Origin of the sequence: Bacillus sp. AY2-1 (assembly GCF_008368965.1) — a bacterium.
Lineage (GTDB): Bacteria > Bacillota > Bacilli > Bacillales > Bacillaceae_G > Bacillus_A > Bacillus_A thuringiensis_S.
The window spans coordinates 150,823-175,858 of the sequence record NZ_QPEL01000016.1 but is presented as its reverse complement, the minus strand read 5'-3'; the positions used below and the strand labels follow the sequence as shown (position 1 = coordinate 175,858).

Sequence of the window (25,036 nt, the reverse complement as noted above, 5' to 3'; positions counted from 1 at the left end):
TACTTTTTAGCGTTATTGTGATTTGCGCATTTTTCTTTTTGTTACAAAACCGTACCCAACTGCAACAAATGTGCCGATAATGCAAATAATAATACCGATTGGACTATTTTCAGCAATCATAATGCCGATACCGATTAAGAAAATAACACCGATAATTGCGGTTAATAAAAAGCGATATTGAATGTGTTCCATTTCTTCACCCTCCAATCTCATTTTACTTTCACAAAAGTAAGAATACAACTATATTTTCATTCTTGCTTTTATTTTAATTGCTATTGTATCCCCTTCGCTCTTATAATAGAGAAGGATTAAAAAGACATTAGGAGTTGGACATGTTGAAAAAACGACAAGATTTACGTAATATAGCAATTATTGCCCACGTTGACCATGGTAAAACAACACTTGTTGACCAGTTATTACGTCAAGCGGGGACTTTCCGTGCGAACGAACACGTTGAAGAACGCGCAATGGATTCAAATGATCTAGAAAGAGAACGCGGTATTACAATTTTAGCGAAAAATACAGCGATTCACTATGAAGATAAAAGAATTAACATTTTAGATACACCAGGTCACGCTGACTTCGGTGGAGAAGTAGAACGTATCATGAAAATGGTTGATGGTGTTTTACTTGTTGTTGATGCATATGAAGGTTGTATGCCACAAACACGATTTGTTTTAAAGAAAGCTCTTGAGCAAAACTTAACTCCAATCGTAGTTGTAAACAAAATTGACCGTGACTTCGCTCGTCCTGATGAAGTAGTTGATGAAGTAATCGACTTATTCATTGAGCTTGGTGCAAACGAAGATCAATTAGAGTTCCCAGTTGTATTTGCATCAGCAATGAACGGAACAGCAAGCTTAGATTCAAACCCAGCAAATCAAGAAGAGAATATGAAATCATTATTCGATACAATTATCGAACATATTCCAGCACCGATTGATAACAGTGAAGAGCCACTTCAATTCCAAGTAGCACTTCTTGATTACAACGACTATGTTGGACGTATTGGAGTTGGACGCGTATTCCGCGGTACAATGAAGGTTGGACAACAAGTTGCTTTAATGAAAGTTGACGGAAGTGTAAAACAATTCCGCGTAACGAAATTATTCGGTTACATTGGATTAAAACGTCAAGAAATCGAAGAAGCAAAAGCTGGGGATTTAGTAGCCGTTTCTGGTATGGAAGACATTAACGTTGGTGAAACGGTATGTCCGGTTGAGCATGAAGATGCGTTACCATTACTACGTATTGATGAGCCAACACTACAAATGACGTTCCTTGTAAATAACAGCCCATTTGCAGGTCGTGAAGGTAAATACATTACATCTCGTAAAATTGAAGAGCGTCTTCGTTCACAATTAGAAACAGATGTAAGTTTACGTGTAGATAATACAGAGTCTCCTGATGCGTGGATCGTATCTGGACGTGGGGAACTACATTTATCTATCTTAATCGAAAACATGCGTCGTGAAGGTTATGAATTACAAGTATCTAAGCCAGAGGTAATCATTAAAGAAGTTGATGGCGTAAGATGTGAACCTGTAGAGCGCGTACAAATCGATGTACCTGAAGAATACACTGGTTCTATTATGGAATCTATGGGTGCACGTAAAGGTGAAATGTTAGATATGGTGAATAACGGAAACGGTCAAGTGCGCCTTACTTTCATGGTTCCAGCACGTGGTTTAATTGGTTACACAACAGAATTCTTAACATTAACTCGTGGTTACGGTATTTTAAACCATACATTCGATTGCTACCAACCAGTACACGCTGGACAAGTTGGTGGACGTCGCCAAGGTGTTCTAGTTTCACTTGAAACAGGAAAAGCATCACAATACGGTATTATGCAAGTTGAAGACCGTGGTGTAATCTTCGTTGAACCAGGTACAGAAGTATATGCTGGTATGATTGTTGGAGAACACACTCGTGAGAACGACTTAACAGTTAACGTTGTGAAAATGAAACAACAAACTAACATTCGTTCTGCGACGAAAGATCAAACTTCAACAATGAAGAAACCACGCCTAATGACTTTAGAAGAATCATTAGAGTACTTAAACGATGATGAGTTCTGTGAAGTAACTCCAGAATCAATTCGTCTGCGTAAAAAGATTCTTGATAAGAGTGAGCGCGAAAGAGCTGCTAAGAAAAAGAAATCTGTTGAAGCGTAAAAACAAAAAAACAACGACCTTTATAAAAGGTCGTTGTTTTTTATTTTGTTTATTTTTTAGAATATTTACTCTTTTTTGTGGACAGTATTTTTTTTGCGAGTTACTCTTGTATTAAGTGTATAAAGAAAATTGTATTTTACTGCTAGGGGGGAAGAGTGTGTTAGAAAGGATGTCTTTTTTTGCAAAATTGTGTAAGGTAGATGAAAATCCAGAGTTAGGAATGTGGTTACTTTATGGGACGATTATTATATTAAGTGCTCTCGTCTATAATTTAGGGTTTGCTAGAAAGTTGTCTGTACTTAAAAATATTGTGATATACATATCATTAGCAATTGGATGTACAGTATTAACCTTTTTTGCTGTATTTTTACCCGTTGGAGAAGGACTTGTTGTAGCAGCGATTGTACTTGGGATTTATAGATTACGTTTGCGTCAAGCGAAACAACAAAAAGCAGGATGAGGAAGGGGGGAGTTTTTATGCGTTCAGTACAAGATGCACTATATAATTGGTTAACAATTAAAACAGTTGCTGAAGCACGTCCAGATGATAGTGCTGCAAAAGAAACGTATTTGTTATTTCAAAATATGATATATGAAGAACATAAATTAAAAAATGTGGAAGTCGAAAAGAACGAGGAGATGTATTTAATTACATACGAAATGAATGGGGAAAGGAAATCTGCAAGGTTTCCGCTAGAAGCCATTGATTGTTTTTTGGATCAGATGAATCGTGAACCAGAAAAATATAAATAAGTCCTTATCTATATGAGTAAGGACTTATTTACATTTTACCAATCGTCTTCGATTTTTTTATCACGATATAATCGGAAATTACCACTTGCATGACGTTCCATTGTACGCTCTGCAATTCGTTCCGAACATTCCATGCACATATATGTATGAATAGGGCGATTACGCAGTTTTTTTGCCATAGGATTTTCATCATCTAACATATCTTTTTTATCACAAATCATACATTTGACTCTCATTTCGTCACCTCAATACGAATTCTATCAGTATAAGTATATCATGGAAGTATAATGTTTTTGAATAATAGTGGGAAAAAATAATATTTTCGCAATTCAAAAAATAAGTTATGATAAGGATATACCAAGTATGTTTGGAGGTGAAAATATGGCGAATGTAGTAGAGCCTACCTTAACAGAGGGTTTAGTACAAACGTTGCGTAAAGAGTGTATTGTTATGATAGCAACGACAGATTTCGAAAAACAAGTTCCTAACGTAAGTGCTATTTCTTGGGTGTATGCAGTGAGTAAAACTAGTATTCGATTTGCAGTAGATCAACGTTCACGTATTGTGGAAAATATACGGCATAATACAGGTGTGGTATTGACTATAATGGCGAATGAATCCGTATTTTCCATAAGTGGTGCAGGTGAAATTTTGACAGATAGAATGGAAGGCATTTCTTTAAAATTAACTGTAATAGAAGTAAATGTGCAAGAAGTGCGTGATGTTATGTTTTATGGAGCGAAACTTGCAATTGAACCAACATATGAAAAAACATATGATCTTCGGGCAGCGAAAAAGCTGGATAACGAAGTGCTAGTAGGGATAAGAGAATTATAAAGATGCTAAATAAGAAATTCGTTTATTCACTTTTGTAATCGGTTATTGTGATTTAACGTTAATAATTATAATAAAAGGTAATATATTGAATAGAAATGAATAAAGAATAAATAAAAGGTTTAATGACTATGATTTTCGATTCTACCTCGTTTACACGGTACATATAATTATAACAATGGTTCGTCCATATTTTATGGATGAAACCCTTGTTCTACAAATTTAAAAGTGGAGTCAGGGGGTAACAGGTTGGATAAAATTTATGTGTTAGATACGAATGTACTTTTGCAGGATCCTTTATCTATTTTTTCATTTGAAACCAATGAAGTAGTGATTCCAGCAGTTGTATTAGAAGAGGTTGATTCGAAAAAACGTTATATGGATGAAGTAGGACGAAACGCTCGTTATGTATCTAAGTTAATAGATAAATTTCGTGAAATAGGAAAGCTGCATGAAAGTATCCCGCTAGAAAACGGCGGAACATTTCGTATTGAATTGAACCATCGTTCATTTGTGCAACTACAAGATATTTTTGTAGAAAAAACAAATGATAATCGAATTTTAGCTGTAGCAAAAAATCTATCTTTAGAAGAACAGGAAAAAGAGGACGGGAAGTCTGTTATTTTAGTAAGTAAAGATGTACTCGTAAGGGTAAAAGCTGATGCAATTGGTTTGAAGGCTGAAGATTATTTAAGTGATCGCGTAATTGAAGTAGAAAATATATATTCTGGCTTTTTAGAAGGATATATATCAAAAGAACAATTGGATTATTTTTATGAGAAAGGTGAATTGCCTCTATCTGAAATTGCGAATCATCCTTTTTATCCAAATCAATTTGTAGTAATGAAAGATGCATTGGGGGGCTCTAGTTCTGCGCTTGGCATCGTGGATCACTTAGGTAAGAAGGTAAAGAAACTTATTTTTCACAATGAACAAGTGTGGGGGATACGACCACGAAACGTGCAGCAAATCATGGGATTAGAATTGTTGCTTCGTGAAGATATTCCGCTTGTAACGTTAACAGGGAAAGCCGGCACAGGAAAAACGTTACTTGCATTAGCTTCGGGACTTATGCAAACAGAAGACTTAGGGTTATATAAAAAATTACTCGTTGCAAGACCAATTGTCCCAGTCGGAAAAGATATCGGTTATTTACCAGGAGAAAAAGAAGAAAAGTTAAGACCATGGATGCAGCCAATTTTTGATAACCTAGAGTATTTATTTAATACGAAAAAGCCAGGAGAGTTAGATGCTATTTTAGCTGGAATGGGTTCAATTGAAGTAGAAGCCCTTACTTATATACGCGGGAGAAGTATTCCAGATCAGTTCATTATCATTGACGAAGCACAAAATTTAACAAAGCATGAAGTGAAAACGATACTAACTAGGGTAGGGGAAAAGAGTAAGATTGTATTGATGGGAGATCCTCAGCAAATTGATCACCCATACTTAGATGAATATAATAATGGCTTAACGTATGTTGTAGAGAAGTTTAAAGAACAGCGCATTAGTGGTCATGTGAAGTTTGTTAAAGGGGAGCGATCTAATTTAGCTCAACTAGCAGCAGATTTATTGTAAAAAGGAGTGAGCTTAAGCTCACTCCTTTTCTTTAAATAATTGTAAATTTACGGATGTTCCGGATTGGATTTTGTCGATTAGATCCATCATTGAAATAGAGATGAACAGGTCCGTCTTCTTTTAATGGTTTTCCTTCTTTTGAAAAGCCTAGTATAGCATTTTTGACAGTTTCTAATGGAAGTGTCATTGTATGATCTACCGTTTCAATTTCAACTTGCGTAGCGCCCTCTAAAATTTCAGCGTTAGCAAGGAATGGATGAAATAGTATACCAAATGTTCCAGTAATCAGCTGTTCTTTTTTATATTTCTTCACACTTTGTTGTATTGGAGGAAAAGCGGCACCATCACGGATTTCGCGATCCCAATGTTCTGAAGTGTTTTTTAAATAAGTTTCTAGTTCAGACGTGTTTTCTCTAGTTTCATCAAAGTAAGTTGTCAAATCTACTTTTCGATCATCAAAGATCCAAACAGTTGGATCAATAGTGATTGGAAAACGTACTTTTCCGTTAATAAATAAAATTTCGCTCATTGTTCTTCCCCCATTTGTGTTATACTCCCACTTTTCAGTATAATAGTATTAAACACTGTTGTCACAAAAAATGTTTCTATTGCAATTTATGAAAACTATCGCTAATATTAATAGATAGGATAGAGGAGAGTAGGACGGAAACGGAGGGAATCAATTTGGCGTCTGAGACAGTAGCAAATCATCAGGAAAAGGCACTAGCCCTTCTACAAGCGGATGCAGAGAAGATTTTAAGACTTATTAAGGTGCAAATGGACCATCTTACAATGCCGCAATGTCCATTATATGAAGAAGTGTTAGACACACAAATGTTTGGACTATCCCGCGAGGTCGATTTTGCAGTTCGCCTTGGTCTTATTGCAGAAGAACAAGGGAAAGCAATGTTAGGTGAGCTCGAACGTGAGTTATCTGCACTTCATGAAGCGTTTACAAACAAACAACAATAACGGGTTCAAATAAGGGGGCTCAAACTAAATTAGTTTGAGCTTTTTATTTGTATAATAAAGCAGGAAGAATCAATGTACATATGGAATACAACAATAATTAAATTGAAACAGAAAGAGGAAATGAAATGAAAAAAGTATGGAAATCAATGGATTATTCATTGGTACTTCCTCTTGTTATCTTATGTGTGCTGGGAGTTATAATGGTATATAGTTCTAGTTCCATTGTTGCGATTTCGAGATTTGATAAACCAGCAAATTTCTTTTTTAAAAGACAATTAATTACTTTAGTTGTTGGGACAATAGTATTAATAATTATTGCTACTATCCCATATAAAGTTTGGAGAAAACGAATTTTTTTGTTGGGGAGTTACGGTGCTAGTGTTGCCTTATTAGCTGCAGCTGCTTTTTTCACTAAGAAAGTAAACGGTGCAAACGGGTGGATATTTGGGATACAGCCTGCAGAATTTGTTAAGATAACAGTTATTCTCGTCTTAGCTCATTTCTTTGCCAAAAGACAAGAAACGAATACACCTGTTTCCAAAGGGTCAGGTCCAGTACTTATTGGTGTTGGTATAATCATGTTTTTAATATTAAAGCAAAATGATTTAGGTACTGATTTGTTAATTGCAGGAACAGTAGGAATTATGTTTCTTTGTTCGGGAGTACAGGTTAACTTATGGATTAAACGAATTGCTTTAACTTCTATAGTATGGATTCCAGCACTATATCTGCTTGGTAATTATGCATTAAATCCATATCAAAAGGCACGTTTTTCTGTTTTCCTTGATCCGTTTAATGATCCTCAAAAGGATGGATTTCAATTAGTGAATTCATTTATTGGAATCGCTTCTGGAGGGCTTAATGGTAGAGGATTAGGGAATAGTGTACAAAAATATGGTTATTTACCAGAACCGCAAACGGATTTTATAATGGCAATTATATCTGAAGAACTTGGTTTTATAGGTGTAGCTATCATTTTAATCTGTTTATTACTAATTATTATTCGGTCATTTAGAGTTGCACAAAAGTGTACAGATCCATTTGGAAGTTTAATAGCTATCGGAATTGCAAGCTTGTTTGGAGTTCAAACGTTTATTAATGTTGGTGGTATGTCTGGGGTAATACCACTTACCGGAGTACCATTACCGTTTGTCAGTTACGGTGGTAGTTCTTTATTAGCTAATCTACTTGCGATGGGGATACTACTCAATATTGCTAGTCACGTGAAACGACAAGAGAAACAACAGAATGGATTAATGAAAGAAAAAGAACAAAATGGACCACATCTTGTAGTTGTAAAATAAAAACACATTGTGCTTTAGAGCATGATGTGTTTTTTATTTTTAAGTAGTTTTAAATGTGATGTATTAATATATATTTCAGTTAAAAAATATATCACATTAAGTTTAATGTGATATACAATTAAGTTGTTAGAAAAGGAAGAGGTATGCTATACTATTTTTGTGAAACAAATTGCACAGAAAACTTATCATTTGTTAAAAAATAAGGTATGATGGATAAAAATAAAGTGAAGCTTTCTAAGTATAATATAATGTGGAAAGTGAAGAACTTCACGCTTTTTAAGGTGTGTATATATTTTATCTCTAGAGTGGTAGGAAAGTAGAGGGGGAAAATCATGACAAAGCTGCAACGTATTCAAAAAGTATTGGTAGCTAACCGTGGAGAGATTGCAATTCGTGTGTTTCGAGCTTGTTCGGAACTAGGATTAAAAACAGTTGCAATCTATTCTAAAGAGGATAGTGGTTCTTATCATCGCTATAAAGCCGATGAGTCCTATTTAGTTGGGGAAGGAAAAAAACCAATTGATGCTTATCTAGATATTGAAGGCATTATTGAGATTGCAAAAAGTAATCATGTAGATGCAATCCACCCTGGATATGGTTTCTTGTCAGAAAATATTCAATTCGCGAAACGTTGCGAAGAAGAAGGAATTATCTTTATCGGTCCGAAAAGTAAGCATTTAGATATGTTTGGAGATAAAGTGAAAGCAAGAACACAAGCGCAGCTAGCACAAATTCCAGTTATACCTGGTAGTGATGGTCCAGTAGATTCATTAGAAGAAGTCGAAAAATTTGCTGAAAAGTATGATTACCCGATTATTATTAAAGCGTCCCTTGGTGGTGGCGGTCGTGGTATGCGTATTGTGCGTACTAGTGAGGAATTAGGAGAATCATATAATCGAGCGAAATCAGAAGCGAAAGCAGCCTTTGGTAATGATGAAGTTTACGTCGAAAAATTCGTTGAAAAACCTAAACATATAGAAGTACAAATTTTAGCAGATGAAGAAGGCAATGTTGTTCATTTATACGAGCGTGACTGTTCTGTACAACGTCGTCATCAAAAAGTTGTAGAAATAGCACCGAGTGTATCACTTTCAGATGATTTGCGTCAGCGTATTTGTGATGCTGCTGTGAAGTTAACGAAAAATGTAAACTATTTAAATGCAGGAACAGTAGAATTCCTTGTAAAAGATGATGAGTTTTACTTCATTGAAGTAAATCCACGTGTTCAAGTAGAACATACGATTACAGAAATGATTACAGGAGTAGATATCGTTCAATCACAAATTTTAATAGCTGATGGACATTCATTACATAGCAAAATGGTAGGTGTGCCGAAGCAAGAGGAAGTAGTTGTGCATGGATTTGCAATTCAATCTCGTGTAACAACTGAAGATCCGCTAAATAATTTTATGCCGGATACAGGAAAAATTATGGCGTATCGATCAGGCGGTGGTTTTGGTGTGCGTCTTGATACAGGAAATAGCTTCCAAGGTGCAGTTATTACACCGTACTACGATTCTTTACTTGTAAAAGTTACAACTTGGGCACTTACTTTTGAGCAAGCAGCTGCAAAAATGGAACGTAACTTAAAAGAATTCCGTATTCGTGGTATTAAAACAAATATTCCATTCCTAGAGAATGTAGTAAAACATAAAAACTTTTTATCAGGAGAATATGATACTTCGTTTATTGATGTGTCACCTGAACTATTCTTGTTCCCGAAACGTAAAGACCGCGGAACGAAAATGTTAAATTATATTGGTTCAGTAACAGTAAATGGCTTCCCAGGAGTAGGGAAAAAAGAGAAACCAATTTTTCCAGATGCTCGTATACCGAATGTATTACACTCAGAGCCAATCCAAAATGGCACGAAACAAATTTTGGATGAGCGTGGAGCGGACGGATTAGTAAAGTGGGTACAGGATCAAAAACGTGTACTTTTGACGGATACAACATTCCGTGATGCACATCAGTCATTACTTGCAACTCGTATTCGTACAAAAGATTTACATCAAATTGCAGAGCCAACAGCGAGAATGTTACCGAACCTATTCTCAGCGGAAATGTGGGGCGGTGCAACGTTTGATGTTGCGTATCGTTTCTTAAAAGAAGATCCATGGGAACGATTACTAGATCTTCGTGAAAAAATGCCGAACGTGTTATTCCAAATGTTACTTCGTTCTTCAAACGCAGTTGGATACAAAAACTATCCAGATAATTTAATCCAAAAATTTGTAGAATGTTCTGCTCAAGCTGGCATTGATGTATTCCGTATTTTTGATAGTTTAAACTGGGTAGAAGGCATGAGAGTTGCAATTGATGCTGTACGAGATACTGGTAAAATTGCAGAAGCAACAATGTGCTACACAGGAGATATTCATGATCCATTACGTAGTAAATATGATTTGAATTATTATAAAAACTTAGCAAAAGAGTTGGAAGCATCGGGAGCTCACATTTTAGGTATTAAAGATATGGCTGGCTTACTAAAACCAAACGCAGCATATGATTTAGTTTCAGCATTAAAAGAGACGGTATCAATTCCGATTCACCTGCATACGCACGATACGAGTGGAAATGGTATATTAACGTATACGAAGGCAATTGAAGCAGGTGTTGATATTGTCGATGTAGCGGTGAGTTCTATGGCTGGTCAAACGTCACAACCGAGTGCGAACACATTATTCTATGCACTAGGTGGAAATGAAAGACAACCAGATGTTAATATCGATTCTTTAGAAAAGCTATCTCATTATTGGGAAGATGTACGCAAATACTATGCACCGTTTGAAAGTGGTATGAATGCACCTCACACAGAGGTATATATGCATGAAATGCCAGGTGGACAGTATAGTAATCTTCAGCAACAAGCGAAGGCGGTTGGTTTAGGAGATCGCTTTGATGAAGTGAAAGTAATGTACCGTCGTGTGAATGACATGTTTGGAGATATTGTAAAAGTAACACCGTCATCAAAAGTTGTTGGCGATATGGCATTATTTATGGTTCAAAACCACCTGACAGAACAAGATGTTTTAGAGCGTGGACATGCGTTGGACTTCCCGGGATCTGTTGTTGAAATGTTCTCTGGTGATTTAGGTCAACCGTACGGTGGTTTCCCGAAAGAATTGCAAAAGATTATTTTAAAAGGGAAAGAGCCGTTAACAGTAAGACCAGGTGAACTACTAGAGCCAGTAGATTTCGACGCGTTAAAAGAAGAATTATTCCATAAACTTGGACGCGAAGTAACAATTTTTGATGTAGTTGCATATGCATTATATCCAAAAGTATTTATGGACTATGAAAAAGTGGCTGAGCTTTATGGAAATGTATCTGTACTTGATACACCGACGTTCTTCTATGGTATGAGACTAGGTGAAGAAATTGATGTGGAAATTGAACAAGGTAAGACATTGATGGTTAAACTTGTATCAATTGGAGAACCACAGCCGGATGGAAATCGTGTCCTTTACTTGGAATTTAATGGTCAACCACGTGAAATTGTCGTGAAAGACGAGAATGTGAAAGCAACAGTTGCACAACGTGTGAAAGGAAACCGTGAAAATCCAAATCACATTAGTGCAACAATGCCAGGAACGGTAATTAAAGTAGTTGTAAAAGAAGGCGATGAAGTGAAAAAAGGCGATTCTATGGCAATTACAGAGGCAATGAAAATGGAAACAACAGTTCAAGCGCCGTTTAATGGTAAAGTGAAAAAAGTATATGTTAACGATGGTGATGCAATTCAAACGGGTGATTTACTTATTGAATTAGATCACTAAAATAAAGAAAAGAGCTGTGTAAATACAGCTCTTTTCTTTATTGCAAAAAATCCCTTGCCTAATTGGCAAGGGATTTTAGTTTTAAATTATTTTGTTTGTTTAGAAGTTGATCCGGCTTCTTTTGCATTCACTTTACTTCTTGTTCCTAACATAACTAAATAGCATAGTACGGCAAACAAGCAAGAAATGAATAGAGAATGTAACAATGCCATCGCTAAACTAGCGTTTGTAAATACAACTAAAACTCCTACTACAGCTTGAAGTGTAACAAGGATAAATGAAATGATCCATCCCCAATATACTACAGGTTGCTGCTTGTAATGGCGAATAGCGAGAATCATCGCGTATAGTATCCAAGCGAAAATTAACATCGCTGCAACTCTATGGCCCATTTGAACCCATTCATGTAGTTGAGTTGGCATAGGTCTGTTTTTGCTACATAAAGGAAAATCTGGACAAGCTAAGCTAGCTCGTTCGTGACGTACTAAAGCACCTGTGTAGACGACGATATAACTGTAAATTGTTACACCATAAATATGAAATTTCATTTTTTTGTCCATAATAAGTGAACGTGCATCAAATTTTTGGTCAATTTCAAAGATAAGACACGTTAATAAAATGACAGAAGCAAATGAAATTAAGGAAATACCGAAATGGATAGCAAGTACAGCTGGCATTTGTCCCCAAACAACTGCTGCTGCTCCCATTAATGCTTGTGCAACTAAAAATACGAAGGATAAAATTGCTAACGTTTTTGTTTCACGCACATGTTTATAATATTTCCAGGACAAAATACAAAGGAGAGTGACAAGAATTCCAGCTGATCCTGATGTTAATCGGTGGCTAAGTTCAATAATAGTTTCCATTGATAAATTAGATGGAACAAATTCACCGTTACAAAGTGGCCATGATTTACCACAACCTTGACCAGAACCTGTTTTTGTAACTAAAGCGCCTCCTAATAAAACTATTAATAAATCAAGGCTTGTAATGACTGCTAACCATTTAATAAAGCGTTGCAATCTCTTTCACCATCTTTCTGCTATGAAGTTATTGCGAAATATTTTCATTCCATTATGTATAGAATAAAACGCGCTAGTTCCTATGATATATAAAAAATAATAAAATAGCAAAGAAATGGAGGGGGAAGACAAGGGAGAGAAAATAGGTGTGAAAACAGGATTCGTAAGGAAAAATTTAGGTGGAAAATAGGCTATTTTGAAAAGAAATGGGGAGAATACGTGTTAAATAGGAGAAAATAGTTTATTATAGAATGTAACATCATGTTATGATAAGGACAACTCAGAATGAAGTTTTTTATATTCGACACAAAAAGTTCATGTTTTCTTCACAAAATGTTCGGGAAATATGATTTAATATATTGGAGTATGGGCGTAGATTAGTAGTAGAATGGGTTAACAATGTTTCTACTGTAATAATATTGCTATATAGAAGCGAATTATTTCATTTGAAATAGGCGCAAAAAGAAAGATGAAAGTTTTAAGAGGGGGTTAGAGTGATGAACCATGCAACAAGTGAGCTGCATGATGAGTCCGCTGTTACAAGTGTACCGGAAACAACTCGGTTACAAGATTTATCAGCACTCGTTAAAATGGGGATTGTAAACTCAAATACACTTACTGTATTTACAGGATTTTGGTTGGCGTTACACTTTAATGGATTAAGTGTGATGGACAATCTGGATAAGCTATTTTTTACAATCGTTGGTTCTGGATTAATTATGGCGGGGGTATGTTGTTTAAATAACTACATCGATAGAGACATCGATCCGTTAATGGAGAGAACAAAGACTCGTCCAACGGTTACTGGAAAGTATAAACCAGGATTTGCACTTACATTTGGACTAGTTATATTACTTCTTGGATTTGTATTCTTATTATTAACAACACCAATGGCAGTTTTAATGGGATTTATTGGTGCTTTCACATATGTTGTCCTATATACTTTATGGACAAAGAGAAAGTATACACTAAATACTGTTGTAGGTAGTATATCTGGAGCAGTTCCACCTTTAATTGGATGGGCAGCAATCGATCCATCTTTAGGTCATCCAATTGCTTGGATGTTATTTTTAATTATGTTTATTTGGCAAATCCCACATTTCCTTGCATTAGCGATGAAACGTGTTGATGAATATCGAAATGCAGGAATTCCAATGCTTCCTGTAGTTCATGGATTTGAAATTACGAAACGCCAAATTATGATTTGGACAGTATGTTTATTACCACTACCATTTTATATGAGTGGACTAGGGATAACATTTATGGTAATTGCAACACTGCTTAACATCGGATGGATCGCTTTAGGATTTTATGGCTTCCGTAAGAAAGATGACATAAAATGGTCCGTGCAAATGTTTGTTTATTCCCTAAATTATTTAACAATCTTATTTGTATCAATGATTGTAGTTACATTCTTCTAAGACAACGACATAATTGGATTTCTTTACGTTGAGATTTACTTTACTTAACTATAAAGTACAATCTAATTCACAAGGAAAGTGGGGGTTGTTTGTATGAAGAAACAGTGGCGACTGCTTTCGTTCGTTTCACTGCTGGCTTTACTGTTAGGGGGATGCGGTAAAGCCTTTCAATCTACTTTAATTCCGCAAGGAGAAGTAGCAAAAATGCAATATGATTTACTTCTACTGGCGAGTGCAATCATGGTAGGAGTAGTACTAGTAGTTACTATTATTTTCTTGTATGTAATTGTGCGTTTCCGACAAAAGAAAGGTCAGGAAGATTATATTCCAGAGCAAGTTGAAGGAAATCACAAGCTAGAAATTATATGGACAGTTATTCCGATTATTCTTTTACTAATCTTAGCTGTTCCAACGGTTACATATACATTCAAACTTGCTGATGTAAGTGCGATGGAGAAAAAGAATATTGATAAAGATACTATCGTTGTTGATGTAACAGCGAATCTTTATTGGTGGGAATTTTCTTACAAATCAGAAAAGATAGTAACTTCGCAAGATTTAGTCATCCCCACAGGTAAGAAAGTGTATTTAAATTTGAAGGGTGCCGATATTAAACACTCATTTTGGGTTCCATCTTTAGCTGGGAAAATGGATACAAATACAGACAATGTGAACAAAATGTGGTTAAAGGCAGATAAATCGGGCACTTATAATGGTTTTTGTACAGAATTTTGCGGCCCATCACATTCTTTAATGCAATTTAAAGTGAAAGCTTTAGATGAAAGCGAGTACAAAAATTGGCTTGCTGATATGAAGAAGATTGATGGGAAGAAAGAAGTAGCTTCAACAAAGGCGCAAGAGGGCCAAGAAATATTTAATAAAAGCTGTATTGGTTGTCACGCAGTTGGATCTAATGATAGTAGACCACCTTCCGCTCGTATCGCACCAAACTTAGCAAACTTTGCGGATCGCGATATGGTTGCCGGTATTGCCGAAAACAATGAAGAAAACTTAAAAAAATGGCTGAAAGATCCTGAAAATATGAAGCCAGGAAACAAAATGACTGGCAAATATGGCAACTTAACGGATGATCAAATTGATGCATTAAATGCATACTTACAAACGTTAAAAGTTGAAAAGTAAAGAGGGATTATTCGCGAAGGGGAGGTTGAAAACGTGAGTTCTGTAGCAAAAAAACAGGGGATGGGTGCTGTCATATGGGATTATTTAACGACAGTAGACCATAAAAAGATTGCCATTCTCTATTTAATTGCAGGTGGATTGTTTTTTGTAATAGGCGGAATAGAAGCTCTATTTATTCGCCTTCAATTAGCGATTCCTAACAACGCTTTTCTTGTTGGGGATGCTTATAATCAAGTATTGACGATGCACGGTACAACAATGATTTTCCTCGCAGCTATGCCACTCGTGTTTGCATTTATGAACGCCGCTGTACCACTTCAAATTGGTGCACGTGATGTAGCGTTCCCGTTTTTGAATTCACTCGGATTTTGGTTATTTTTCTTTGGTGGAGTATTTTTAAATTTAAGTTGGTTTTTAGGTGGAGCACCTGATGCAGGATGGACATCTTATGCATCTTTAGCTTTAGCCTCTAAGGGTCATGGTGTTGATTTCTATGTACTCGGTTTGCAAATCTCAGGTATTGGTACATTAATTGGAGGTATTAACTTCCTTGTAACCATTATTAATATGCGTGCGCCAGGAATGACGTATATGCGTATGCCGATGTTTACATGGACGACATTTGTAACATCTTCGCTTATATTATTCGCTTTTCCACCGTTAACTGTAGGATTAGGACTTTTAATGTTAGATCGTTTATTTGGAACAAGTTTCTTTAATCCAGCATTGGGCGGGAATACAATTATATGGGAGCATTTATTCTGGATTTTCGGTCATCCAGAAGTATACATTCTTATACTCCCAGCTTTCGGAATATTCTCAGAAATATTCGCGACATTTTCGAAAAAACGATTGTTTGGTTATTCATCGATGGTGTTTGCGACTGTATTAATTGGATTTTTAGGATTTATGGTATGGGCCCATCATATGTTTACTGTTGGACTTGGTCCAGTTGCTAATGCTATTTTCTCAGTTGCAACAATGGCGATTGCGGTTCCGACTGGTATCAAAATATTCAACTGGCTCTTTACAATGTGGGGCGGAAGTATTCGTTTTACGACACCAATGATGTGGGCAGTAGCTTTCATTCCATCATTCGTAATGGGTGGAGTTACAGGGGTTATGCTAGCATCTGCACCAGCTGATTATCAATTTCATGATAACTATTTCGTAGTAGCACATTTTCATTATGTAATCGTTGGCGGTGTTGTATTTGGTTTACTTGCAGGAGCTCATTATTATTGGCCACTGATGTTTAATAAAGTATTAAATGAAACATTAGGAAAGATAACGTTTTGGCTATTCTTTATTGGTTTCCATTTAACGTTCTTTATTCAGCATTTCCTTGGCTTGATTGGTATGCCACGCCGTTACTACACATATCTTGAAGGGCAAGGGTTGGAAATGGGGAATATGATTAGTTCTATTGGAGCGGTGTTTATGGCTCTTGGGACTATTGTTCTTCTATTCAATGTAATTAAAACGACAGTATCAAAAGAAAAAGCTGGTCGTGATCCGTGGGATGCACGTACATTAGAATGGACAATGCCAGCACCGACACCAGAATATAACTTTAAACAATTACCATTTGTTCGCGGATTAGATCCGTTTTGGATTGAAAAACGTGAAGGTAATAAAGAGATGACAGCAGCGGAACCAGTTGGTGATATTCATATGCCAAATCCTTCGTTTTCACCATTTGTCATTTCTTTTGGATTGTTTATAGCGGCATTTGGTGCAATGTATATGCAGGGTGGAAAAGATAAGTTCTGGTTATTGGTAGCAATTATTGGTTTAATCATTACATTTGGCGCAATGTTCCTACGTTCAGTAATCGATGATCATGGATATCATATTCATAAAGAAGATTTAGATGATAAGGGGGGCAAGGCATAATGCATGTAGATGAAAAATTAACGAATGAAACATTTCCAGCAGAGCCTGAAAAAGCAACCCTTGAAGGGAAAAATAAGTTTGTCGGTTTTTGGTTATTTCTTGGAGGCGAAACAGTATTGTTCGCTTCCTTATTTGGCACATATTTAGCGTTAAAGAATTCTACAAATGGTGGACCAACATCTCAAGAGATGTTCCAAATGCCACTCGTTTTCATTATGACGATGCTTTTATTAACGAGTAGCTTAACGAGTGTATATGCGATGTATCACATGAAAAACTTTAACTTTAAGAAAATGCAACTTTGGTTACTAGTAACTGTATTGCTAGGTTTAGGGTTTTTAGGGTTTGAGATATATGAGTTTTATCATTATACACATGAATTTAAGCATACTATGAGAAGTAGTGCGTTTGGCTCTGCGTTTTATGCTCTTGTTGGTACACATGGACTCCACGTATTGTTTGGGTTATGTTGGATTTTAACATTAATCTTTAGAAATGCGAAGAGAGGTCTAAATTTATACAATGCACCAAAGTTTTATGTTGCATCGATTTATTGGCACTTTATTGACGTAGTTTGGGTGTTTATTTTCACTGTAGTATATTTAATGGGAATGGTGGGATAAACAATGGCGATAAAGCAAACGAATAATCCTAAAGTTGATCTTGTTTATCGGAAGAGAAAAAGTGCGGAGGAAATGAAGCATCAAGTTATTACGTTTGCATTAATGATTTTTTTAACATTAGTTGCATTTGTAGCAGTGGCGTATCCAAAAACTTTTAGTCCGACTTTCTCTGTTCCATTTATTTTACTATTAGCAGTGGTACAAGTAATTTTTCAATTGTATTATTTTATGCATATGAGTCATAAAGGACATGAAGCAGCAAGTTTCTTTCTATACTCTGGTCTGCTAATAGGGTTAATTACAATTTTAGCATTTATGACAATCGTCTGGATTTGAAAAGTGAAAAATAAGGGAGCTTGTGTTGTCACAGCTCCCTCTTCATATTATGGATAACCTTACGAAGGTAGGTGTGAAAATGAGTAACTTGTGGATATTTGGATTTCAGGCTTTATGGAGTCCAATCTTTTTAATATTTATGCTGTCGATTCTTATTGGGTACTTCTTAATTATTGGTCCATATAGAATGCGATTTGAAAATGCGACGAAGGTAAGTAAGAAGCAAATTTTTTATTTTACGACTGGTATTGTTCTTTTGTATTTTGTAAAGGGAGGGCCTATTGATTTAATTGGCCATATTATATTTAGTGCTCATATGTTTGAAATGGCAGTCATGTATATTGCAGTTCCACCGTTACTGTTGCTTGGTATACCGATTTGGTTATATCGTTACATTACTTCTTTTAAGTTCGTTCAAATTATATTAAAGGTATTTGCTAAACCACTTATTGCGTTGTTTGTATTTAACGGCCTGTTTTCTTTTTATCATTTACCAGTTGTTTTTGATACAGTAAAACAAAGTCAAATAGCTCATCCTATTTGTTTAGCTATATTGTTTTTTACAGCAATTATGATGTGGTGGCCGATGTTAAATCCATTACCAGAATATCAAACGTTAAGTGATATAAAGAAACTTGGTTATATGTTTGCTAACGGTATATTATTAACGCCTGCTTGTGCGTTAATCATTTTTGCGACAGCCCCGTTATTTGCAACGTATACGGATCCGGCTGCTTGGATGAAAGCGATGGAACTATGTGTACCAGCGGGCACTTTATCAGATTTAAATATAACGGGACCAGAATTTTTGCACTGGATGCCAGTTGTACAAGACCAGCAAACTGGTGGTATCATAATGAAAATTGTCCAGGAAATAGTGTACGGTACAATTATAGGCTATGTATTTTTTAGGTGGGCACGTAGAGAACGTGAAAAGGATAAGGAGCAGTTGCAACAATTGCCGCCGTATTTACAGACTAAGTGAAAAAGTGTATGGGATTCCATGCGCTTTTTCTTTTTAGTTTTAGCTCTTTTTAAGAAGGTTGAATTTTCTGACTTTTTATGTTAAGTTAGTGTAGGCGTGTACTAAAAGTGGATATAAAATTTACTACTAGCTTTCATGCGTAATAATTCCATATGTAGTGCAAGTTTTTTAGAGAGTTACAAATATATATTGTTATCTTTAATAAACACGAACTATTTTAAGGGGGAATTTTAATGGGTAGTAGTGGAAGTATGGTAAAGCCGATTAGTGGTTTTTTGACAGCACTAATTCAATATCCAGTACCAGTAGTAGAGTCACGTGCGGACATTGATAAACAAATTCAACAAATCATAAAAACAATTCATTCGACCAAATCAGGTTATCCTGGATTAGAATTAATAGTATTTCCTGAATATAGTACACAAGGGCTCAATACAAAAAAATGGACCACAGAAGAATTTTTATGTACAGTGCCTGGGCCAGAAACCGACTTATTTGCTGAGGCATGTAAAGAATCTAAAGTATATGGTGTTTTTTCGATAATGGAAAAAAATCCTGGTGGTGGAGAGCCATATAATACAGCAGTTATTATTGATCCACAAGGTGAAATGATTTTGAAGTATCGTAAGCTAAATCCTTGGGTACCAGTCGAGCCTTGGAAAGCTGGAGATTTAGGCTTACCTGTTTGTGTTGGACCTGGAGGAAGTAAATTAGCTGTTTGTATTTGTCATGATGGCATGTTCCCTGAAGTAGCTCGTGAAGCGGCCTATAAAGGTGCAAATGTCTTGATTCGTATTTCTGGATATAGCACACAAGTTAGCGAACAATGGATGCTAACCAATCGTTCAAATGCATGGCAGAATTTAATGTATACATTGTCGGTAAACTTAGCGGGTTATGATGGTGTATTTTATTACTTTGGTGAAGGACAAGTATGTAATTTTGATGGGACTACTTTAGTACAGGGGCATCGAAATCCTTGGGAGATTGTTACTGCTGAAGTATATCCAGAACTAGCAGATCAGGCTAGATTAGGATGGGGATTAGAAAATAATATATATAATCTAGGTTCAAGAGGATATGTAGCAACTCCTGGTGGGGTGAAAGAAAACCCATATACGTTTATAAAAGATTTAGCTGAAGGTAAATATAAGGTTCCTTGGGAAGATGAGATTAAAGTAAAAGATGGATCTATTTATGGATATCCAGTAAAAAAAACGATTCATTCTTAGGGAAGGGAAATAAAACAAGCGCATCATATTGATGCGCTTGTTTTTGTTAATCAATAATTTGAAGTTCTTTTAACTCTTTTTCGACATTTTGTAGGAGTTGTTCACTTTTTTGAAGTACATTCGTTGGGAAAGTCTCATCATCGCCATATTCAACGCCGTGAGGATAATAATGTTTTCCTAATAAGGGGGGGAGTAGTTTTACTTCAGCGTGTCTACTGCCGATGTCACCTTCAACAGCAACTCCTTGCACTCGTAAATAATAAATATCCTTTAATATTTCAAATTTATAATCGTATGTAACCCGTTCATAATCCCACTGTCCAGCAAGTACGAAGTGGTTGTTTTCCATGATTTCAGTTAAAAGAGTTAATTCAACGACGGCTCCATTAAATTTCGTATTTGTAAATTGCATATAATACCTCCTTTTTTAATGTTACACCATTATTTTTATAATAGTATGAATAATAAGAAAGTGCAATTCATATTGAGAGAAAAGGGATAATCCAGACTTTTTTCACGAAAATATGATATAGTGAAAAGAGTACGGTACACACAAAAAGAAAGAAAAGGATTTGTGTATATCTCAATTTTATGTTTTGTTCAGGAGGTATATCGTTTGAAGAAATTATTGCGTATCGTAATGATTACATTTTTAATTTTAGCTGTTGATTTATACGGAAAATTACTCGTTTCACAATATATATTAACCCCATCTCAATCAAAGCAAGAAAATAAAATTGTGAAAAAGAAAAAGCAAATTAAGGAAGACTCCTCAGACACTGTTTTAAATATGATTGGTGAAGACTCTGAAAATTTATTGGCGAAGTGGGGAGAACCCTCTCGAATAGAGCCGTCTGCATACGGATATGAATGGTGGGTATACAATCAGGATTTAACTCAGTATGCTCAATTTGGAGTTTCTGAACGTAAAGTTGTAACGGCGTATGCTGCTGGTGAACAAGTTAAGGTTCCACCTTATTATATAAATGAAAAATATGAAGAAGTATATAAAAAAAGTCCGCCTTCGCATGAAATTGCGTTAAAAAGAGGGAAAAATAGTTATCAATTTGAACTATCTGATACCGAAGTCATGGAACAACCGTTAATACCTGTAGAAGATGGATGGGCGCAATTGTATTTTGATCAATTTACACATGAGCTTGTGGGTGTTCGTTATATGGATGATGAAACATTATTACGCCAAAGACCGTATCAGCTCGTTTATTCAGGTGAATTAATAGCAGAACAACCATTGACTCCAGAAAAAATAAAACAAGTAGAAAATGGGAATATGCAACAAATTTTTGATTTAACAAATATCATTCGAAGTCGTCATAAATTATCATTATTAACATGGGATCAGGAAACAGCAGATGTTGCTGTTGGTCACAGTAAAGATATGAAAGACAATAATTATTTTTCTCATGACTCACCTACATTAGGTACGCTAGGAGATCGATTGCAGCGCGGGAAAGTAGGATTTCAACTTGCTGGTGAGAACATAGCGGCGCAACATAGTGATGGAATTGCGGCAGTGCAAGGTTGGTTAAATAGTGAGGGGCATAGAAAGAATTTATTAAATGAACAATTTACAGGATTAGGTGTTGGTGTATACGATAAATTTTATACACAAAACTTTATTCGAAAATAAAGCGAAACTGTAAGCGGTGGGGTGTTACATCACCTAATTAGTTACTTCGTATTCACTGAATTGTAGGTGGGAATCTGAACGTATGCAAATAGCAGAAAAAAAGGTGCATGAATCGTCTGAAAATAGGCGAACCATGTGCCTTTTTTTTCTTACTATATAGTAGATATACATGGAGAGGTGAGGATTATGCCAACAACAAAAGGGCCGTTACATCCATCGGTTCAACAGTTTAAAGAATTTGTAAACCATCACCCTAAAATGGTTCATGAGGTTAGAAATGGTCACAAAACTTGGCAACAATTTTATGAAGAATGGTACTTACTTGGTGAAGAAGATCCAATATGGGCAACTTATAGACCGGATGAAGCGCCTGCGTTTTCTTCGGTAAAAGAAAATAAAAAAGAAAAAGATAATCGAACTGAAGAGGAAAAAACTGCTGATGTGATGGGGCAAATGCTTTCTTTTTTTAAAAAGTTGGACGTGGAACAAATGCAGAACCATTTAGCCAATGTGACGAGTGCTATTGGGAGCGTGCAACAAGTTATTCAGCAATTTCAAGGTAACCGTACGCAGCAAGAACAAAGTACTTCAGAAAATAACCCGTTTTTCTTTCAAAAGGATTAGGGGGAAAGATGATGAGAGCAGAAATTATGGAGTTTATAAAGGCTGATGAGGATTTATCTCGCTATATTAGAGAGCAACCGTACTGGTATAGAAAATTAACACGAAATCCTGAAGAAAAAGAGGCTTTTGAGTTAGCGGCGATGCAACATTTCAAAAAAACAATACCAGATAAAGTGGAAAAATTTCAAAATCAATTGGCTGTTGCTTCGATCATGATTGATATGTTTCAGTATATGAAGCAACAAAATGCAACCTAATTGCAAGTGAAAAATATGTCCGTCATGCAGAACTTTTGTTACAATAGAGATTGATTATTTAAAAAGGAGTTGCAGCATGACGGAAATTTGTTTAGTACGACATGGACAAACTGATTGGAATTTTCAAGAAATTATTCAGGGGCGAGAAGATATTCCGCTTAATGAAGTTGGTAAGAAGCAAGCGAGTCAAAGTGCAGCTGCTTTACAAGAAGAAACGTGGGATATCATTATAAGTAGCCCGTTAATTAGAGCGCAAGAAACGGCTAATGAAATCGCAAAGGCGGCTGGATTACAATCGATTTTATTAGATGATCGATTTGTTGAACGGAATTTTGGAGAAGCTTCAGGGAAGCCAGTTGCGACTGTTAGAGAGTTGATTGCTGAGGGTAAAGTAGAAGGTATGGAGCAAGATGAAGAGATTGTAGCTCGTTGCTTTGCTGCTTTAGAAGATGTTGCAACAACTCATTTTGGCAAACGTATTATTATTGTTGCTCACTCACACGCGATAAAAGCAATTTTACATGCCATTGAACCAGATGAAATTACATTTAAGACACCATTAAAAAATGCGTGTATTAGTTATGTGAAACAAAATAGTGGGAAATGGGATGTTCTTAAATATAATATAGCGGAACATATTAATGTATAAGTGTGTACGGATATAGTGTGAAAATAGTTTCATTATATCTTTCTTTTGAGTAAGTCACTTCAATTAGTAGTTCTAATCTAAATGTGGTATGATGGATACTCGGAGGTGTCTCTCATGATTGTAGCGACGCTAGAAAGCGTATTAATATTAGATAAGGCAGAGCAGCTTGCAAAAGCGATTATCTGTTCAGATATAGCAGAAGATTATCGTAAGTATTATAGAGAATTACATGAAGATATAGAACTTCAGACGTTAATTCAGCAATTTACAGCGATGAAAGAACGGTATGAGGAAGTACAGCGTTTTGGAAAATACCATCCTGACTACACTACCGTATCAATGAAAATGAGAGAATTAAAGCGTTCTGTGGACTTACATGATAAGGTTGCAGCTTTTAAAAGAGCAGAAACTGCTTTGCAGAAGTTATTAGATGAAGTTAGTGTAGCAATCGGTTCGGAAGTGTCTTCTTCCATTAAAGTACCAACAGGAAATCCATTCTTTGATGCTGGTGGCTGTGGTGGAGGTTGTGGTACTGGCGGAGGTTGTGGTTGTAAAAAAACGGGGTGATGTACCCCGTTTTTTAGAAGTTGGAAGAAAACGTATACAGAGTTTGTCCTGTAATGTTATAAATTTCTGATTGGTTTTCATAGAATATAAAATATATGTTTTTAAAAGGAGAAGATGGAGAAGATTATGTTCGGGCAACGACAAAGTATGATTGTTTATTTACATTCATTGAAACATGCCAAGATTTTAAGGAAATATGGTAACATACATTACATATCAAAACGATTAAAATATGCTGTAGTATATTGTGACATGGAACAAATTGAGCATATGATGCATAAGTTGAACAAACTTCCTTTTGTGAAAAAGATAGAACAGTCGTATCGCCCGTATTTAAAAACGGAATTTGAAAATTCCCGTCCTGATCGAGCAAAAGAATACGATTATAGCTAATAGAAAAAATCCCCTGCTAAGTTTAGCGGGGGATTTTTTAATTGAAATAAAGTGTTATTTCATCGGAGGAATGAAATTGTTCATTCGTAAAATGCCAATTAAATGATTAAAAAATAGTTCTTTTTCTGGGAAAGTTGTAGATGGCTTTACAGTAAAAGTAGCCACTTTTTTTCCGAGTTGCTCTGCCGTTTCTTCAAATAAAATGACACGTTTACTTTTTTTATTTTCAAATACAGGAATGCCTTCACGACATATGTATAATGGTTGGAAATCACCAGTAGTAGTTGGTTTTAATATTACAACAAGCGAACACACTTTTTTATCGTTTTTTATCGTTTCAAATTGTAACATATGTGCTATACGTTCTTGATTTGTTTTGGCAATTTCAAGTAATTCATATAAATCAGAGTAGCCTTCTCCGAGTTCTATAAAGCGTTGAATCATATTTTTTCCTCCTCTTTCTTTTACTGTACCATTTCACTTTTTAAATGAAAAGCACACAAAGAAAAAAACCCTGCATAGCAGGGCCCTTCTTATACTAGCATGTACTAGTAAGAAGGAAAAGGGAGAGGAGAAACCGGAGGAAGAACTTATGGGGAAACGTAAGTCTTCTCCGCGGTTGGCAACAACATCGAAGGTGATGTTGTTATAATTATTTATGTCCAATCTAAATGAAGATATACATAATGAAATTAAATTTTATGTTGGGCTTTTTATTTTTCTTTTTTTTATTTTGTGATAGGATAAAAAAGATAAAGTGGAACTAATATACATATTGGATTCATATTAGTGAATGATGAGATGAATACATAAAAATAATGAGCGGTTATTTGATGGTGA

The 25,036-nt window shown here is 35.6% G+C and carries 27 protein-coding genes; 21 read left to right on the top strand and 6 right to left on the bottom strand.

From position 1 onward, the window contains the following. Positions 1–12 precede the first annotated feature (12 nt). Positions 13–192, bottom strand: coding sequence for a DUF5325 family protein (locus DN403_RS03740; RefSeq protein ID WP_000400123.1), 180 nt, complete (start codon positions 190–192; stop codon positions 13–15). A 140-nt stretch (positions 193–332) separates the two neighbouring features. Between DN403_RS03740 and typA the strand changes: the two genes are divergently transcribed. From typA to DN403_RS03725, 3 genes are all read left to right on the top strand, one after another. Then, positions 333–2,177, top strand: a complete 1,845-nt coding sequence (gene typA, locus DN403_RS03735; protein WP_000914761.1) for a translational GTPase TypA — start codon at positions 333–335, stop codon at positions 2,175–2,177. Positions 2,178–2,334: 157 nt separating this feature from the next. Further along, positions 2,335–2,637, top strand: coding sequence for a YlaH-like family protein (locus tag DN403_RS03730; protein WP_000893662.1), 303 nt, complete (start codon positions 2,335–2,337; stop codon positions 2,635–2,637). 17 nt (positions 2,638–2,654) lie between these two features. Continuing rightward, positions 2,655–2,930: a hypothetical protein gene (locus DN403_RS03725; RefSeq protein WP_001258140.1), complete on the top strand. Its 276-nt coding sequence runs from the start codon at positions 2,655–2,657 to the stop codon at positions 2,928–2,930. Positions 2,931–2,965: 35 nt separating this feature from the next. On the opposite strand, the gene DN403_RS03720 is transcribed toward DN403_RS03725, so the two are convergent. Next, positions 2,966–3,166, bottom strand: coding sequence for a YlaI family protein (locus tag DN403_RS03720; protein ID WP_002082250.1), 201 nt, complete (start codon positions 3,164–3,166; stop codon positions 2,966–2,968). Between the two features lie 145 nt (positions 3,167–3,311). On the opposite strand from DN403_RS03720, the gene DN403_RS03715 reads away from it, so the two are divergent. Further along, positions 3,312–3,767 carry a pyridoxamine 5'-phosphate oxidase family protein gene (locus tag DN403_RS03715; RefSeq protein WP_000024600.1) on the top strand — a complete coding sequence of 152 codons (456 nt, stop codon included), beginning with the start codon at positions 3,312–3,314 and terminating at the stop codon, positions 3,765–3,767. Between the two features lie 246 nt (positions 3,768–4,013). Further along, positions 4,014–5,342, top strand: a complete 1,329-nt coding sequence (locus DN403_RS03710) for a PhoH family protein (RefSeq protein ID WP_000358083.1) — start codon at positions 4,014–4,016, stop codon at positions 5,340–5,342. 31 nt (positions 5,343–5,373) lie between these two features. Here DN403_RS03710 and DN403_RS03705 read toward each other — a convergent pair whose 3' ends face one another. After that, positions 5,374–5,871 (bottom strand): hypothetical protein, encoded by a 498-nt coding sequence (locus DN403_RS03705; RefSeq protein WP_001289805.1) that lies wholly within the window; start codon positions 5,869–5,871, stop codon positions 5,374–5,376. A 155-nt stretch (positions 5,872–6,026) separates the two neighbouring features. On the opposite strand from DN403_RS03705, the gene DN403_RS03700 reads away from it, so the two are divergent. The 3 genes from DN403_RS03700 (at position 6,027) to pyc (ending at position 11,397) form a co-directional block, all read left to right on the top strand. Further along, on the top strand, positions 6,027–6,314 hold the full coding sequence (locus tag DN403_RS03700) for an Fpa/YlaN family protein (RefSeq protein ID WP_000135694.1): 288 nt from the start codon (positions 6,027–6,029) through the stop codon (positions 6,312–6,314). Positions 6,315–6,439: 125 nt separating this feature from the next. After that, positions 6,440–7,618 (top strand): FtsW/RodA/SpoVE family cell cycle protein, encoded by a 1,179-nt coding sequence (locus DN403_RS03695; protein ID WP_000758416.1) that lies wholly within the window; start codon positions 6,440–6,442, stop codon positions 7,616–7,618. Between the two features lie 332 nt (positions 7,619–7,950). Beyond that, entirely contained in the window at positions 7,951–11,397 is a 3,447-nt protein-coding gene (gene pyc, locus DN403_RS03685; RefSeq protein ID WP_000164058.1) for a pyruvate carboxylase, read from the top strand. Positions 11,398–11,483: 86 nt separating this feature from the next. Here the strand turns inward: pyc and ctaA are convergent, their stop codons facing one another. Continuing rightward, the gene (gene ctaA / locus DN403_RS03680) at positions 11,484–12,419 is read right to left on the bottom strand and encodes a heme A synthase (RefSeq protein WP_001188745.1); all 936 of its coding nucleotides are present in this window, start codon (positions 12,417–12,419) and stop codon (positions 11,484–11,486) included. A 497-nt stretch (positions 12,420–12,916) separates the two neighbouring features. Between ctaA and ctaB the strand changes: the two genes are divergently transcribed. The 7 genes from ctaB (at position 12,917) to DN403_RS03645 (ending at position 20,055) form a co-directional block, all read left to right on the top strand. Next, positions 12,917–13,840: a protoheme IX farnesyltransferase gene (gene ctaB, locus DN403_RS03675; RefSeq protein WP_001015060.1), complete on the top strand. Its 924-nt coding sequence runs from the start codon at positions 12,917–12,919 to the stop codon at positions 13,838–13,840. 93 nt (positions 13,841–13,933) lie between these two features. Beyond that, on the top strand, positions 13,934–14,983 hold the full coding sequence (gene coxB / locus DN403_RS03670; protein ID WP_000745273.1) for a cytochrome c oxidase subunit II: 1,050 nt from the start codon (positions 13,934–13,936) through the stop codon (positions 14,981–14,983). 60 nt (positions 14,984–15,043) lie between these two features. Then, positions 15,044–16,879, top strand: a complete 1,836-nt coding sequence (gene ctaD / locus DN403_RS03665; RefSeq protein ID WP_153577875.1) for a cytochrome c oxidase subunit I — start codon at positions 15,044–15,046, stop codon at positions 16,877–16,879. Beyond that, positions 16,879–17,502, top strand: a complete 624-nt coding sequence (gene ctaE, locus DN403_RS03660; protein WP_000557861.1) for a cytochrome c oxidase subunit III — start codon at positions 16,879–16,881, stop codon at positions 17,500–17,502. The genes ctaD and ctaE overlap by 1 nt, the downstream gene beginning before the upstream one ends. 3 nt (positions 17,503–17,505) lie before the next feature. Then, positions 17,506–17,838, top strand: a complete 333-nt coding sequence (gene ctaF, locus DN403_RS03655) for a cytochrome c oxidase subunit IVB (protein WP_000985703.1) — start codon at positions 17,506–17,508, stop codon at positions 17,836–17,838. Positions 17,839–17,917: 79 nt separating this feature from the next. After that, positions 17,918–18,823 carry a cytochrome c oxidase assembly factor CtaG gene (gene ctaG / locus DN403_RS03650; RefSeq protein WP_041488175.1) on the top strand — a complete coding sequence of 302 codons (906 nt, stop codon included), beginning with the start codon at positions 17,918–17,920 and terminating at the stop codon, positions 18,821–18,823. 233 nt (positions 18,824–19,056) lie between these two features. Continuing rightward, positions 19,057–20,055 (top strand): formamidase, encoded by a 999-nt coding sequence (locus tag DN403_RS03645; protein ID WP_000535809.1) that lies wholly within the window; start codon positions 19,057–19,059, stop codon positions 20,053–20,055. 46 nt (positions 20,056–20,101) lie between these two features. Here the strand turns inward: DN403_RS03645 and DN403_RS03640 are convergent, their stop codons facing one another. Then, positions 20,102–20,467: a YugN family protein gene (locus tag DN403_RS03640; protein WP_001160945.1), complete on the bottom strand. Its 366-nt coding sequence runs from the start codon at positions 20,465–20,467 to the stop codon at positions 20,102–20,104. A gap of 204 nt (positions 20,468–20,671) precedes the next feature. On the opposite strand from DN403_RS03640, the gene DN403_RS03635 reads away from it, so the two are divergent. From DN403_RS03635 to DN403_RS03610, 6 genes are all read left to right on the top strand, one after another. After that, entirely contained in the window at positions 20,672–21,706 is a 1,035-nt protein-coding gene (locus tag DN403_RS03635; RefSeq protein WP_000735371.1) for a CAP domain-containing protein, read from the top strand. A 186-nt stretch (positions 21,707–21,892) separates the two neighbouring features. Next, a complete protein-coding gene (locus DN403_RS03630; protein WP_149185306.1) occupies positions 21,893–22,330 on the top strand; it encodes a YlbD family protein in 438 nt (145 codons plus the stop codon). 11 nt (positions 22,331–22,341) lie between these two features. Then, complete coding sequence (locus DN403_RS03625) at positions 22,342–22,587, top strand: YlbE-like family protein (protein ID WP_001200990.1); 246 nt, start codon at positions 22,342–22,344, stop codon at positions 22,585–22,587. Between the two features lie 76 nt (positions 22,588–22,663). Further along, on the top strand, positions 22,664–23,236 hold the full coding sequence (locus DN403_RS03620) for a histidine phosphatase family protein (protein ID WP_000134944.1): 573 nt from the start codon (positions 22,664–22,666) through the stop codon (positions 23,234–23,236). Positions 23,237–23,350: 114 nt separating this feature from the next. Beyond that, on the top strand, positions 23,351–23,803 hold the full coding sequence (locus DN403_RS03615; RefSeq protein ID WP_000634361.1) for a YlbF/YmcA family competence regulator: 453 nt from the start codon (positions 23,351–23,353) through the stop codon (positions 23,801–23,803). A 126-nt stretch (positions 23,804–23,929) separates the two neighbouring features. Then, positions 23,930–24,196: a YlbG family protein gene (locus DN403_RS03610; RefSeq protein ID WP_002082261.1), complete on the top strand. Its 267-nt coding sequence runs from the start codon at positions 23,930–23,932 to the stop codon at positions 24,194–24,196. Between the two features lie 54 nt (positions 24,197–24,250). On the opposite strand, the gene DN403_RS03605 is transcribed toward DN403_RS03610, so the two are convergent. Continuing rightward, a complete protein-coding gene (locus DN403_RS03605; RefSeq protein ID WP_000616017.1) occupies positions 24,251–24,640 on the bottom strand; it encodes a DUF7147 family protein in 390 nt (129 codons plus the stop codon). Positions 24,641–25,036 lie beyond the last annotated feature (396 nt).

Excerpts from the sequence above, each read along its gene's own strand:
- DN403_RS03740 (WP_000400123.1), bottom strand. The coding sequence starts at position 192 with ATGGAACACATTCAATATCGCTTTTTATTAACCGCAATTATCGGTGTT.
- typA (WP_000914761.1), top strand. The coding sequence starts at position 333 with ATGTTGAAAAAACGACAAGATTTACGTAATATAGCAATTATTGCCCAC.
- DN403_RS03725 (WP_001258140.1), top strand. The coding sequence starts at position 2,655 with ATGCGTTCAGTACAAGATGCACTATATAATTGGTTAACAATTAAAACA.
- DN403_RS03720 (WP_002082250.1), bottom strand. The coding sequence starts at position 3,166 with ATGAGAGTCAAATGTATGATTTGTGATAAAAAAGATATGTTAGATGAT.
- DN403_RS03715 (WP_000024600.1), top strand. The coding sequence starts at position 3,312 with ATGGCGAATGTAGTAGAGCCTACCTTAACAGAGGGTTTAGTACAAACG.
- DN403_RS03705 (WP_001289805.1), bottom strand. The coding sequence starts at position 5,871 with ATGAGCGAAATTTTATTTATTAACGGAAAAGTACGTTTTCCAATCACT.
- DN403_RS03695 (WP_000758416.1), top strand. The coding sequence starts at position 6,440 with ATGAAAAAAGTATGGAAATCAATGGATTATTCATTGGTACTTCCTCTT.
- pyc (WP_000164058.1), top strand. The coding sequence starts at position 7,951 with ATGACAAAGCTGCAACGTATTCAAAAAGTATTGGTAGCTAACCGTGGA.
- ctaB (WP_001015060.1), top strand. The coding sequence starts at position 12,917 with ATGAACCATGCAACAAGTGAGCTGCATGATGAGTCCGCTGTTACAAGT.
- coxB (WP_000745273.1), top strand. The coding sequence starts at position 13,934 with ATGAAGAAACAGTGGCGACTGCTTTCGTTCGTTTCACTGCTGGCTTTA.
- ctaD (WP_153577875.1), top strand. The coding sequence starts at position 15,044 with ATGGGTGCTGTCATATGGGATTATTTAACGACAGTAGACCATAAAAAG.
- ctaE (WP_000557861.1), top strand. The coding sequence starts at position 16,879 with ATGCATGTAGATGAAAAATTAACGAATGAAACATTTCCAGCAGAGCCT.
- ctaF (WP_000985703.1), top strand. The coding sequence starts at position 17,506 with ATGGCGATAAAGCAAACGAATAATCCTAAAGTTGATCTTGTTTATCGG.
- ctaG (WP_041488175.1), top strand. The coding sequence starts at position 17,918 with ATGAGTAACTTGTGGATATTTGGATTTCAGGCTTTATGGAGTCCAATC.
- DN403_RS03645 (WP_000535809.1), top strand. The coding sequence starts at position 19,057 with ATGGGTAGTAGTGGAAGTATGGTAAAGCCGATTAGTGGTTTTTTGACA.
- DN403_RS03640 (WP_001160945.1), bottom strand. The coding sequence starts at position 20,467 with ATGCAATTTACAAATACGAAATTTAATGGAGCCGTCGTTGAATTAACT.
- DN403_RS03630 (WP_149185306.1), top strand. The coding sequence starts at position 21,893 with ATGCCAACAACAAAAGGGCCGTTACATCCATCGGTTCAACAGTTTAAA.
- DN403_RS03625 (WP_001200990.1), top strand. The coding sequence starts at position 22,342 with ATGAGAGCAGAAATTATGGAGTTTATAAAGGCTGATGAGGATTTATCT.
- DN403_RS03620 (WP_000134944.1), top strand. The coding sequence starts at position 22,664 with ATGACGGAAATTTGTTTAGTACGACATGGACAAACTGATTGGAATTTT.
- DN403_RS03615 (WP_000634361.1), top strand. The coding sequence starts at position 23,351 with ATGATTGTAGCGACGCTAGAAAGCGTATTAATATTAGATAAGGCAGAG.
- DN403_RS03610 (WP_002082261.1), top strand. The coding sequence starts at position 23,930 with ATGTTCGGGCAACGACAAAGTATGATTGTTTATTTACATTCATTGAAA.
- DN403_RS03605 (WP_000616017.1), bottom strand. The coding sequence starts at position 24,640 with ATGATTCAACGCTTTATAGAACTCGGAGAAGGCTACTCTGATTTATAT.